Origin of the sequence: Burkholderia sp. Bp8994 (genome assembly GCF_003853805.1) — a bacterium.
Classification (GTDB): Bacteria; Pseudomonadota; Gammaproteobacteria; order Burkholderiales; family Burkholderiaceae; genus Burkholderia.
In genome coordinates this window covers 247,950-260,779 of record NZ_QTQH01000004.1, presented here as the reverse complement: position 1 = coordinate 260,779, position 12,830 = coordinate 247,950, and the positions used below count along the sequence as shown (strand labels likewise).

The 12,830-nt window shown below is 50.6% G+C and carries 9 protein-coding genes; 3 read left to right on the top strand and 6 right to left on the bottom strand.

The window, feature by feature from the left end:
- Window position 1 precedes the first annotated feature (1 nt).
- The 3 genes from DIE04_RS06085 to DIE04_RS06075 all read left to right on the top strand — a co-directional run bounded on the left by DIE04_RS06085 (window position 2) and on the right by DIE04_RS06075 (window position 6,655).
- A complete protein-coding gene (locus DIE04_RS06085) occupies window positions 2-1,357 on the top strand; it encodes an aminotransferase class I/II-fold pyridoxal phosphate-dependent enzyme (protein ID WP_124572928.1) in 1,356 nt (451 codons plus the stop codon).
- 203 nt (window positions 1,358-1,560) lie between these two features.
- Window positions 1,561-5,502: a rhamnan synthesis F family protein gene (locus DIE04_RS06080; RefSeq protein WP_124572926.1), complete on the top strand. Its 3,942-nt coding sequence runs from the start codon at window positions 1,561-1,563 to the stop codon at window positions 5,500-5,502.
- Between the two features lie 55 nt (window positions 5,503-5,557).
- Complete coding sequence (locus DIE04_RS06075; protein WP_124572924.1) at window positions 5,558-6,655, top strand: polysaccharide pyruvyl transferase family protein; 1,098 nt, start codon at window positions 5,558-5,560, stop codon at window positions 6,653-6,655.
- Window positions 6,656-6,745: 90 nt separating this feature from the next.
- Here the strand turns inward: DIE04_RS06075 and DIE04_RS06070 are convergent, their stop codons facing one another.
- Genes DIE04_RS06070 through DIE04_RS06045 form a run of 6 tightly spaced genes read right to left on the bottom strand, consistent with a single transcriptional unit; the run spans window position 6,746 to window position 12,815 of the window.
- On the bottom strand, window positions 6,746-7,738 hold the full coding sequence (locus tag DIE04_RS06070; RefSeq protein WP_124572922.1) for a hypothetical protein: 993 nt from the start codon (window positions 7,736-7,738) through the stop codon (window positions 6,746-6,748).
- 32 nt (window positions 7,739-7,770) lie between these two features.
- Window positions 7,771-8,994 (bottom strand): glycosyltransferase family 2 protein, encoded by a 1,224-nt coding sequence (locus DIE04_RS06065; RefSeq protein ID WP_124572920.1) that lies wholly within the window; start codon window positions 8,992-8,994, stop codon window positions 7,771-7,773.
- Window positions 8,995-9,054: 60 nt separating this feature from the next.
- Window positions 9,055-9,711, bottom strand: coding sequence for an ABC transporter ATP-binding protein (locus DIE04_RS06060; protein ID WP_124572918.1), 657 nt, complete (start codon window positions 9,709-9,711; stop codon window positions 9,055-9,057).
- Window positions 9,708-10,532: an ABC transporter permease gene (locus tag DIE04_RS06055; protein WP_260426189.1), complete on the bottom strand. Its 825-nt coding sequence runs from the start codon at window positions 10,530-10,532 to the stop codon at window positions 9,708-9,710. Before DIE04_RS06055 ends, DIE04_RS06060 begins: the two co-directional genes overlap by 4 nt.
- Before the next feature lie 5 nt (window positions 10,533-10,537).
- The gene (locus DIE04_RS06050) at window positions 10,538-11,668 is read right to left on the bottom strand and encodes a polysaccharide biosynthesis/export family protein (RefSeq protein WP_124572916.1); all 1,131 of its coding nucleotides are present in this window, start codon (window positions 11,666-11,668) and stop codon (window positions 10,538-10,540) included.
- Between the two features lie 19 nt (window positions 11,669-11,687).
- Window positions 11,688-12,815, bottom strand: a complete 1,128-nt coding sequence (locus tag DIE04_RS06045; RefSeq protein WP_124572914.1) for an ABC transporter permease — start codon at window positions 12,813-12,815, stop codon at window positions 11,688-11,690.
- Window positions 12,816-12,830: the final 15 nt, after the last annotated feature.

Below are 12,830 nucleotides of genomic sequence, written 5' to 3'. Positions count from 1 at the left end.
CATGAGCAAGACCAAGACCACTGGCCTGCCGGGCCTGACCTCGGCCCTGAAGAACAAGCTCATCCAGCAGGCACTCGAACGCAAGCTGCGCGAAGCCGGGCGCGACCAGCCCGCGGCCTCGCCCGTCGCGGGCCGGAAAAAGGCTTCGTCCGTGCCGGAAGCGTACACGCGCTTCGACCAGTATCCGGGCTACCGCCAGTTGCGCATCATGAACGACGGCGCCGCCCGGCTCGGCGTGCGCAGCCCGTTCTTCAAGCTGCACGAAGGCACTGCCGGCGCGCAGACCGACATCGCCGGCAACACGTACATCAATTACGCCAGCTACAACTACCTCGACATGTCGGGAGATCCGGTTGTCTCGCAGGCCGCCAAGGACGCGATCGACCGGTACGGCACGTCCGTGTCGGCAAGCCGCCTGGTATCGGGCGAACGCCCGATCCACCGCGAGCTCGAACGCGCGCTCGCCGATCTGTACGGCGTCGACGACGCCATCACGTTCGTGAGCGGCCATGCGGCCAACGTGACCACGATCGGCTATCTGTTCGGACCGCGCGATCTGGTGATCCACGACGAGCTGATCCACAACAGCGTGCTGCAGGGGATCCAGCTTTCCGGCGCGAAGCGCTTTTCGTTCGCGCACAACGACGCCGATGCGCTCGAACGGTTGTTGACAGAACAGCGGCACCATTTCGAGCGCGTGCTGATCGTGCTCGAAGGCATCTACAGCATGGACGGCGACTACCCCGACCTGCCGCGCTTTGTCGACATCAAACGCCGCCATCGGGCTTTCCTGATGGTGGACGAAGCACATTCGATGGGCGTGATGGGCAAGACGGGGCGCGGGATTCGCGAGCACTTCGGCCTCGCCGGCGATGCCGTCGATATCTGGATGGGCACGCTCAGCAAATCGCTGGCCGGCTGTGGCGGCTATATCGCCGGTGAAACCGCGCTCGTCGAGCACCTGAAGTTTCTGGCGCCCGGGTTCCTGTACAGCGTGGGGATGCCGCCGCCGGTGGCCGCGGCTTCGCTCGCGGCGCTGCGGCGCATGCTGGAGTTGCCGGAACGCGTGGCGACGTTGCAGGCACGCGGGCAGTATTTTCTTGCGCAGGCCAAGGCTGCGGGGATCGATACGGGAAGCAGCGCGGGGATTGCCGTGATTCCCGCGATTCTCGGGAGTTCGCTGCGGGCGACCAAATGGTCGGACGCGCTCTTCGAGCAAGGGATCAATGTGCAGCCCATTCTTTATCCAGCCGTTCCGGAGCAGTCGGCGCGGCTGCGGTTCTTCATCGCTTGTACGCATAGTGAAGCGCAGATCGACAGGACGGTTGAGGCGATGAAAACATTGATCAACAAATGACGGGCTGACTGTGTTCGATACGACGAATACCCAAATCTCCGCGTCCGGAGTGCGGTGAATGTCACCGACACGCACTCCCTCTCATATGACGAGCCGTTCAAGATCTCACAAGAGCCATCGATATTTCCAGCTACCATACAGACCAGCGGGACATCTGATCTGACCATCAAACCATTCCGTTCAAAATAAAGGGCCGTGCACATATGTTTTTCTCAAAAAAGACCAATAACTGGAAATCCGACCTAGTCAAAAATTCGATATTCTTTGACGGCGATATCTATCGAGAATCTGCCAAGCTGACAGCCAAGCAAGATCCAGCCGATCACTACCTGAATAACTGGAAAAGCAAGCAGATTAATCCCTCATTTTTCTTTGACTCCAATTTTTATTTGAAGACGTATGAGGATGTCAGACTGAAAGGGATCAACCCTCTCCTGCATTACATCATGCATGGTTGGAAAGAAGGACGCATTCCGTCCGCTTCATTTGACCGCGATGCGTTCCTAGCAGCACATCCTCACATTAATCCGGACGTATCTGACCCAGCCGCATGCTGCATCATGCTTTATGGAGAATACAACTGGAATGGAAAAGCAATCCACGATGCACGACAGGCTGCGCAGCTATTCTCGCCTGCCTTGATTGCAGATGTTCAGACGGCGCAGTTGACCTCACCTCTGGAAATTCAAGGACTGGAGATCGCCAGCGCGGTGACCGACACGCCCCCCTCAGATCCGCTCACTGAACTGTACCGTCGCGAGTTCGACGCAGACTTCTATTTGTCCCACTATCCGGATGTCAAAGAATCCGGAATCGATCCATTCGCGCATTACATGGATCATGGCTACAAGGAAGGACGAAATCCCAACCCTGAATTCGATGGAATTTATTACAGAAACACTCACCTTGGCCGAGCCTCAAAGCAGAATCCTCTGATTCACTATGTACGCCAAGGCAAAAGGAAGGATCTCGCCACCAAACCGGCCTCATCCGAAGAATTGTGTCGCCTTGAATTCGACGAGAATTTCTATCTGTCGATGTATCCGGATGTCAAAGCGTCCGGAATTGCCCCATTCCTTCACTACATGAATTTCGGATTCAAGGAAAGCAGGAATCCAAACCCGAATTTTGATAGCTTTTTCTATAAAACATTCAATCTTAAAGATAATCCGGACCAGAATCCGCTGCTCCATTACATTAAGCACGGTCGTCAGAAAAATGTACTAACGCGACCCAACAGCACTACTACAATCTATCCGACCTTCAAACTCAGTCCGGAAACGAGTGTCTGCGTTCATGCTCATTGCTACTACCCCGAATTGCTCGGCGAAATCGCGAAGGGGTTACAGAACTTTCCGAGCGGAACGCATATCGCATTGACCGTTTGCAGCGAAGCAGATCGGATATTTTGCGTCAACTATCTGAACAGGCATCTTCCTGAATTTACGAAAGACGTCATCCTTGTGCCAAACCAGGGGCGTGATATCGGTCCGTTCCTGGTCGGCTCGGTGCACGTGTGGAAAGACTACGACTTGGTACTCCACCTCCACACGAAGCAAAGCAGGCACATCAACTGGGGAAATATCTGGCGCCATTACATTTTTGATCAAACCATGGGTAGCAAGGAATTGGTCAATGCAATCATTGATCAATTTACTATCGATCAAAAAATCGGTGCACTGTATCCAGAGAATTTCTACGAAGTCAAAAAATACACGGTCAGCAATCCAAATACGGAGAATGTAAAGAATCTGCTGCGCTTTCTCGGTATCAGCGAGGAATACATCTCCAACGAATTTGCCGCTGGCTCGATGTGCTGGTTCCGGACCCGATCGCTGCTGCCGTTGATTGAAAAGATCAATAACCTGGATCTGTTCGAAACCGAGGAAGGCCAGGTCGACAACACGTTGGCGCACGCGCTAGAACGAGTCATGCCGATGACCATCCGCGCAGGAGGATTCACGGTCCATTCCTATACGTCTCCTATGCGCGCCTTGCTTGGAGAGCCGCTGCCGGCTCCTGGACGAGATGCGACCAATTCGGAAATCACCGACGCGTGGCCGCGCGACAGCGCTCGAGCGGCGGCCCGCCCGCCTCTTCCACTCAAGCCGTTGTCGCGTGCATTCAACGGGAAAGCACTCGACATCCATTGGGTTCTGCCCAGTTTTGGCAAGGGCGCGGGAGGGCATACGACCATTTTCCGGATGGTCAGATTCCTCGAGCAATTCGGACACCAGCAGACCATCTGGCTGCAGAACGCCACGAACATGCCAAGCGAGGAAGTTGCCCGGCAGCGCATCATTGATTGGTATATGCCCATCGGAAAGAACGTTTCCGTTCTCTTCTTGCCCGAAGATCTGCGCCAACTTTCCGGGGATGTCATTATTGCAACGGACTGCTGGACCGCATTCCCCGTTAGCCGAGCAACGAAATTCAAGGAGCGATTCTATTTCGTTCAGGATTTCGAACCCGATTTCCATCCCGCAGGCGCCAATCGCCTTGTGGCCGAGAGCACCTATGACTTTGGATTCTCTGCTTTGTGTGCGGGTGCCTGGCTTGACAAGATCATGAAGGAGCGTGGCGTATGGTCGCGTCGTTGGGACCTGGCTGCCGATCACGATATTTACTTCCCGCTCTCGACCTCTGCCGCGGCCACCTACTCACCCGAACACGAAGTGCAAATCGCCTTCTATGCACGCCCGTATACACCAAGACGAGCTGTTGAGCTGGGGTTCGCCGCACTCGAGCAACTCCATCGATCAGGCAGGCGGTTCAAGGCCCACTTGTTTGGAGAGGAAAACATTGAAGTCAATTACGATTTTCCGTATGAACAGCATGGCATTTTGAGCCACGAAAGGCTCGCGGAACTCTATAGGTCAATGGACATTGGCCTCGTCTACTCCGCCACCAATTATTCCCTGATTCCCTTGGAAATGATGGCTTGCGGACTTCCGGTTGTCGAGCTTGACGTGCCCAGCACGCGGGCAATTTTTCATAACGATGAGGTCGCATTCGCACCGCCCTCACCTCACGGCATCGTCGACACGATCAACGATTTGCTGAACTCGCCTCGCAAGAGAGAAGTTCAGCGCAAAAACGGACTCGAATTTATTGCCGCGAGCTCTTGGGAAAATAGCGCCAGAAAGATCGAAAGTGCCGTCATTGAAAAACTCGTGGAATCGAAATTTGAAAATATCGCATCGTCGATCGGCTCACCCCTTATTATAAAGAAACCTCGCGTTTCGGTTTTCATTCCAACATATAACGCGGGAAGCGAGTTCCACAAGGTTCTCGATGCCGTCACCAATCAAGAGTGCGATTTCTCTTATGACGTATTAGTAATTGACAGCTCATCCACAGACAATACAGCGGAAATTGTCAATAGATTCAAAAATCGCAATGTCCGCTTCGCTCAGATTCCACAAAATGAATTCCAACATGGACGAACTCGGAATCTTGGAATCTCGATGACAGAAGGCGACTACGTGGCAATCATTACCCAGGACGCCACACCCGCCAACAAGCACTGGCTGTCATCCTTGATTAGCGGCTTCGGCATGGGTGATCGCGTCGCCGGCGTTACCGGCCGGCACGCTGCTTATCCGGAGCACGGGTTGTTTATCGAGAGGGATATCAACGAACACTTTGATAATTTGGCGCTACTACCATCTGTAATCGATTCCGAAGTCGGACTTCCCAGCTATTGTTATCGAGGAGGAGTTAACTGGCGCATGCTCGCATATTTCTACTCCGACAACAACTCGGCGATGTCCCGGAAAATTTGGAGGAGCCTCCCGTATCCGGAAATCGAATGGGGAGAAGACTACGTATGGGCATCGCTTGCAATTAAAGCGGGCTATCAAAAGGCATATGCAAACGATGCAATTGTCCTGCATTCTCACAATCTTCCCGATCAGGCACAATTCAAAACCGCTACGGCCGAAGGCAAGTTTTGGGCACAGCAGTTCGGAGTAAGACTGCACAGTGACGAAGACGCAGCCATTGCGCATATGGATGCCAGGGATTACCATTTTGCAATGAAAAATGGAATCAAGAACTCCGACCTCAAGCAACGGCTAAAGTCGAACAAGCTTCTGGTGAGAGGGCGAACCCAAGGCTGGGAAGATAGCCGCACAGAAATTTGACCCTAATAAAATTGGCGATAGCCAACAACTATCGCCAAAACTCGATAAATTTATTATGTTTAAATCACCGGCAGTACTTGGAATTTTTTCCCAAGAGAACATCAGCAAAATAACGCTCGATCAAGCATTTTCCAACAGCGGAAAAAACACCGGAAATCTTCTTTTCAGTGAAAGTCTGTATCAGAATATTCAAGGGTCAACCAAAGGACATCTCGGATTCACCGATGCCGATCTGGAAGACAAAGATTGCATCGTGCTTGCTGCGGCGAACTGGCTGAATTCCGACATTGATCTTGGATCTCTATACGAGCGGTTGAGAAGAACCAAGCTACCGATCGTTATCGTGGGCCTTGGCGCACAATCCTCGTTGCGATCTGAAATTCCGAAACTCAAGGAAGGAACGCTCAATTTGGTTAGATTGATTGCCGAGCGCTCCAGCACTATCTCCACCAGAGGCGATTTTTCAGCCTCCGTGCTTGAGGCGTACGGAATCAAGAACGTCAGCGTAACTGGCTGCCCTTCGTTGCTACTTGCGGGCAAGCAGGCGCCTGCCATTAAGAATTTCTCGAGCGAAATGAGCAATGGCATTGTCGTAGGCGGAACTCGTCACGGCTTTCAAAGCGCAAATCTTTTTCAGATCCATCTGTATCGACAGGCCATGAAGTTTAACCTGCATCAAGTGCTGCAATCTGAACTAGCTGATATGTATTTCGCCCTGAAACGGTTCAGCAACCAGGAGATTCTCGCCAAGGCGACAAATATTCTGGGGGCGTTGTACGGCGAAAACGAAAGTCGCGTAGCAAATTACATCACTGAGAAAACTCACGTATTTTTTGATCTGACGTCATGGCTTGCATTCATGAACAGCAAAGCCATGTATGTTGGTACGCGCCTGCATGGGGCGATCGCATCATTATTGGCGGGAACGCCGGCCACACTGATCGTACATGACTCCCGGACAGCGGAAGTGGCCACGGCGCTGAATATTCCTTTTGTCAACGAGACTGAGATTGACCTTAGAAGCGACATCGATTTTTCCAGCCTCTATTCCTCAAGCGACATTTCGAAATTCACCAACGGCTACAACAAATACAGGTCAAATTTCGCCGATTTCTTTGAAAAGAACAATCTGCGAATGCTGACCACGGCATAAATTTCGGCAAAAGCGAACGACATATTCCAAATTGCGAATTGTGTCGTTCGCTAACAAGCCCAAACAACCACCCCTTGCCCATTCAGGCTTTCAATCCGCCCGTTTGAATCTAGCAATTTCCTTAGCGAGCAGACGTAAATAAAAATCCTTGAATTCGATAGACGGCTCGATATCCTTGCTCCCCTCAGCACTCTTCTGTTCAGACAGTGCCCATTCATTCCATGAAACAACCAACGCAAGGTCGACCTTCTTGTCTATCGCGCGCTGCCACTCCTCTCTAAATGTATCGCCCCCCATGCGGGTCCGTCCGGCGATACGCGCATTTGAATCCGGCCGCCAGCTCGCGGTAATCGTCATAGCCTCCGGATGGCCTCCCAGCATGGTATAAGTTTGAGGACCGCGATCCTCCCATGACAGATAGCCATATTTGCTCACTTGATTATCCAGGAGTAAATTTGGCTGCTGAGAAACAAAACCCGTTAGCCATCTCACAGTAAACCGTGGGTCATTCCAGTTTGGCAGCGACCTCTTGAATGGTGAGGGCGTTCCTACGTAAACAATCAAAAGCGGCTTTCCTTCATATTTTTGGTACAATGCCGCTCGATTTGGATTTCTTACAAAATCCCTGTATACTTGATCAGCCTTTTTCTGAAGCCTTCCATCCTCAATTGCCTCTGGAGTCCCGGGAATACCAAGCATGATGGCTATCTTGGGATGATCTTCGAGCTTTTTATATTCATCCGCCAGCGTGTAGGTCGCCGTTTCCAGAGCTTCAATATCCTTCCGGCAACCACAGTCAGGCACATAATCAATATCGTTCGACCAATCAATAAAAATAAAATCAACTCCAGCGCCACTCAACCACTTTGCATGCTCCTGAATGACATGTGGATCGTCCGCCGAATAATGCCCGAGAAGCGGAGTGCCCCAAGCTTTTTTCCAGTTATGGAATGTCGTGTAAGCGATGCCGACCTCTCGCGCCTCTAAGTTTCCTATAAAGCCAAATACACCCGAGACGAAGATTAAAAAAATGAGGCATGTCGACAGGAAATTGCGATTTATTCGCATTAAATATCTAGCCATCGTCAAAATATACCTCCGCACACTTTCCCCATTCAGATTTTCAGCCTGGCAAGAACATCAACACTGCTTTTACCTCCTCCTATGCAAAGTTCAAGCTGTTCGATAGCCTCACGCTTTTCGACTAGCTTTTTCGCATCGAAGACACACTTGAATCCGTAACGCACGTCGGGATTTCCCTTCAAGTGCCTCGCAACGTCCGCACGGACCATTCTTTCGATACTGATTGCCTTCACCACACAAGCATAGTTAACAAGTATCTTGAAATCAATGCAATCATTTTTCGGTCCGTCGACCCATCCCTTGCATTCGATTCGACCACCTTCACAAAAAACACTATCGACTCTGAATTTCATCCCGCCGCCACCGGTGAAGTGCAAAGGATCATTCTCTCCATCTTCCACACCATACTCGAGGCCGGCGATCTTCAAAGCCGCAACAATTTCATCATATTCCCGCAACAATGCTCTTGCTCTGAGTTTGCCCAGCCCGTCCTCGACATCATTGATATCGTGCTGTGCAAAAAATTCAGCGGCCCTGGTTTTTCCGCCGGGCCGCCCGCGCGGTCTCTTCTTGGTGAAAAATTCACTACGCGACTTGACCACATAGTGATTTATTCGTATTCCGCTCCAGGCAACATCTTTCGTCAGGCCGCCCCATTCACCATCTCCGAGTTTTCGCCCCGAGGAATCGACATAGACCCAGTCTCTTTTAAGTTTGAACGAATGTGGATTGGTTCCAACACCTCTACACGCAGACGTCCTGATGAATGTTTTATAATGTCGATTAATAGGTCTATTTTGCTCAGCCCGCATCGTAAATCTATCGGTAACGAATTCACGACTAGCCGTCATCCAACGCGAGGATCCATAGACCGCCCAATTTATAGCTATGGCGCCAACATTTTTTATTTTGGAAATTCGCCGCAAATATTCAACTAACGATAGATCATTTCTTTCAATATTGACAAACTCATCGGCATCGATAAATGCCAGCCACTCTGTTTCGGCACCATATAACTCCAGAATCCTTTGATATGCCGCGAGTTGCGAATTCTCACCATCGATGACCGGCTGAAGCACGAGATTTATGTAACCCAGATCATGTAGGATCTGCAACAATTCACGAGTACCATCATCGCTTTCATTATCCGCAATAAAAAATCGCCTAACACCGAGCGAACGGTGATAGGCGAGCCATTCAACTATGAATGGATACTCATTTCTAAAAATAGAAGCAATTCCAATCTTATCAGTCATCACGAGGCATTGAGTTTTCCGTCATTTTGAACCATCCAAACAAAATGACGGTCTCGAATCTCACAGTTTCATATATACCGCTATCCCTTGCTCAACGTCGTCAAACACCGTGACCTCTCCATTGTTGAGCAGCAGAACAATATCGCACATTTTTCGAACCTGGGCCATCCCATGTGTCACGAGGATCAGGTTTGCTTTTCCCACGCGTCGCTTGAACTCAGCTTCCGCCTTCTCACGAAAGTGTGCATCCCCTACCGACATTGCCTCGTCAACCATGTAGTAGTCGAAGTCAAATGCCAAGCTCATTCCGAAAGCCAGTCTTGCCCGCATGCCTGACGAGTAAGTATTGACTGGCTGCTCGAAGTATTCGCCCAATTCTGCAAAATTCTCGACATAGGCCAGCACCTTATCGAGCGCCGCTCCTTCTGCTCCCAGTGTCCGACATACGAATTTTGCATTTTGACGGCCAGTCAACGATCCTTGGTATCCTCCACCAAGACCGACTGGCCATGAAATCCGCTTGTCGGTAACGATCTTTCCACTGTCAGGTATATCTGTTCCGCATAGCAACCTCATCAAGGTGCTCTTGCCCGCTCCGTTTCGCCCAATCAATGCGATGTTCTTGTCGGGAGGGACGCTGAACGATAAATTTCGAAAGATATACTTTCTCCCACGTGTGGTCACATAGGATTTCGTCAGGTTTTGTAGTTCGATCATGTCTGTGTGAATTTCCGAAGATCTTCTCTACGCCAGCGATACAGAAGCATGGACAAAAACAATGCAAAACAGGAAAAGTATATCGGATAAAAGACGTCCAGTTGCTCTACCTTCGGATAACTCGCAAACATGGAAGATCTGACATTATCGATTACCTCAAGATAAGGATTCCATGCCAACCACGACAATTTTTCATCGGATATCCGCCATACTGGATAAAATACCCCCGATGTCAGGTATATGGGAAGATACGACAACCGGAGGGCTAGCTTCAATCGCGGAAATGCGTGCCCAATAATAGCGAACAACACACCGATCGAAAATGCGACCACGATCCCCATTGCGATCGACAAACACCATGCCAGCGGATCACTGATCAAAACATCGTGATCGAACCAAAACCCAAGAAAAAAGCAAATGATTACGTAGGCACATGAGTAAACGCAGATCTCGACAACCATGCGAGCGATAAAAGTATCGAACGGCAAAACCTGTCGATAGGAAAATAACCCTTGGTTAGCCTGTATTGCATCGATCATTCTCCACGAAATATTTCTCATCATGTGGAATGGGACGATTCCACTAACCATATAGATGATGAAATCAAGACCCTGCACTGGACTTACTTTAAAAAAGGCGTAAAAGGTCAGGATAACCACGAGAATACTCAACGGCTCCATGACAACCCACACAACGCCCATTCTCCGTGCCCCGAATCGCGTCTGCATTTCTCTTAAAAACAGCGCAAATAGCACCGACTGGAATATTCTCAGCGATGTCCGCTTCGCCTTAAAACCAGAATCAATTTCTGACATGGTCATCAATTTTAATAATCGGTCGCATACCTGCCCAACAACATCACTTGGACGATAGGAGCAATAATCTTCTGCATCTCATATGTCGGCGCATTTGTCACATAAACCGTATCCTCGGGTAGCACCAGAAATTTCTTTGCAAGAAACATGGATACCGGTTCGCGCATGTCCAGATGAAAGACCTCCGCTTCAGGCTTGCCTTTTTCCGCAGTATCAGCTAGACGAAAAACAAATACGCCCTGAGGGTTTGCGCTGCGTTCGCTCAATCCTCCAACCGAACCTAGAACTTCCAGCAGCGTAGGATTCGATGACGGCAGATCGTGCAACCCCGGCTTACCGACTGCCCCCATCGCCACGAACCGCTCTCGCGCACGATTCAAGATGATCTCGGATTTCGGTGGAACCGGAATATTTCCGCCCGACAATAGATCCTGATAGTTGTACGCAGATACCTTTTTTCCTGTACGGAGCACAACGTTGATCAAATATGGTTCCAGCACCGGGCCACCGGCCTGATTGATGGCGTCAAGTATGGTCAAGGGCCCTTGGAGTGCCGAGTAGCGCCCCGGACTCTTCACCGCTCCCGCGACCAGAACCGAGCTGGACAGGTCATTGACGAGTTCAACATGCACTTGCGGCTCGCTCGCACGCCCCATCACCCCCTTGCGGATAATGGCCTCGACCTGATCAAGGTTCTTTCCGCTGACCTTCTTCGTGCCCATATAGGGAAGAGAAATTCCCCCGTCAGAATTCACGCGCACTTTGTCGAAGACGGTACCCCCTTGTGCAAGCGGAGCGAATACCGTAGTACCGGCCATGTTGTCGTCCGAGATCAACACCTTGATCACATCCCCGGGCACAAGCTGCACCTCCGGCACCTCTTGAGGAGCAACCTGCTTTCGGGGTGCACTTTCAGGCGGACGAACGTACGGCGCGATATTGCCAGGTGCAAGTTCAATGAGCGTGTACGGATAGTCGCTGTTGCCGGCGTTCGACGCCGATGTAATGCTGGTCATATACGGGCCAGCTCCCGACAAAATGCCGCAAGCGCTCAGGGACGCCACACTGGAGAGTAACGCCGTAGCCCGCAGGCAGCGCACGAGGTTCTGCCGGGTGCCGAAAAGGGAATATTTTTTGTACATACCGTAGCAAATCCGATTCTTAATCTCGATGGTCCTTGATCGTCGCAATCACAAAGCGCGTGACACCATATACTAGCAACAAGATCACCAGAATCGTAAACAGGTTATAAAAACGACGCGGCAAAAGTGATTCATCCGGCATATTAGGATTCACAATCACGACAAGGGCGCGCAATTTCTTTGCGGCCTGATTGTGTGCCTCATTCAGGGCAATTGCCGACGCCTTATACATGTCCTCGGCAATTCGAGCATCCAATTCAAGATTACGGAATCTTGCCGCAACCACATTCATCTGGTTGTCGGAACTTTTTGCCGTCAACTTATTTTGCTCAACCGCAATTTGCTGGCGAAGGGCCTGAACGCGAATTTGCTGCTGTCGAACTTGTGGACTATTTTCACTCAGACTAGCCCGCATTGCTCGAAGTGCAGTATCCGCCTTGATTTCCTCTGCCTGAAGCTGCGAAATCACATCGTTGCGAGCCAAAGCCGATCTCTGCGCGTCCAGGACATTGTTATTGCCTTGAAATGCCAGCACTGTATCCCGTTTACGATCGTAGACATCGCGCGCGCGTTCCACTTCGCTCTCGGCAAACTCGACCTGCTCGAGCGCCAAGCGATGCGAAACGCTATTGACGAAATTGTCGCTCTCAGCAATGATTGTCTTAAGCGACTTCTCCGCAAATTCTCTATCGAAAGCCTGCACGCGAATAGTCAGCAAACCTGTCGACTCATCAAAGCTGGCCGTCACCATCCGCTGATAGTACTTAAGCAATTTTTCCTTTGATGCATTCGGCGACAGGTAATACCATGGATCGCGCAGACGTCCGGCATAATGATCGCTCCAATGCAGCCTTTCCTGCAAAACATTTAACATGTCTTGCGAGAGAACGAATTCACGAACATAAAGCGTTTCCTCAAGAGAACTAGAAGCGCCACCACCCAGCAGCACGGACAAACCCGAAGCCTGAGCGGCCGCCGCCCCGCCACCACTCCCGCCTTCGTTCGAGCCTACCTTTTTCACCACTACTTCAGATGTACTCGTAAAGCGATCTTGCGCAAGAACGATGTAATATGCGAGAGCGAGTATCATAGGCACAACTACTATGCCCATAAATAGTTTATGTTTTTTGATATTATTGATTGTCATTTTTTCGTAATCGAT

Coding starts and splice junctions, on each gene's coding strand:
- DIE04_RS06085 (WP_124572928.1), top strand. CDS start 2: ATGAGCAAGACCAAGACCACTGGCCTGCCGGGCCTGACCTCGGCCCTG.
- DIE04_RS06080 (WP_124572926.1), top strand. CDS start 1,561: ATGTTTTTCTCAAAAAAGACCAATAACTGGAAATCCGACCTAGTCAAA.
- DIE04_RS06075 (WP_124572924.1), top strand. CDS start 5,558: ATGTTTAAATCACCGGCAGTACTTGGAATTTTTTCCCAAGAGAACATC.
- DIE04_RS06070 (WP_124572922.1), bottom strand. CDS start 7,738: ATGGCTAGATATTTAATGCGAATAAATCGCAATTTCCTGTCGACATGC.
- DIE04_RS06065 (WP_124572920.1), bottom strand. CDS start 8,994: ATGACTGATAAGATTGGAATTGCTTCTATTTTTAGAAATGAGTATCCA.
- DIE04_RS06060 (WP_124572918.1), bottom strand. CDS start 9,711: ATGATCGAACTACAAAACCTGACGAAATCCTATGTGACCACACGTGGG.
- DIE04_RS06055 (WP_260426189.1), bottom strand. CDS start 10,532: ATGACCATGTCAGAAATTGATTCTGGTTTTAAGGCGAAGCGGACATCG.
- DIE04_RS06050 (WP_124572916.1), bottom strand. CDS start 11,668: ATGTACAAAAAATATTCCCTTTTCGGCACCCGGCAGAACCTCGTGCGC.
- DIE04_RS06045 (WP_124572914.1), bottom strand. CDS start 12,815: ATGACAATCAATAATATCAAAAAACATAAACTATTTATGGGCATAGTA.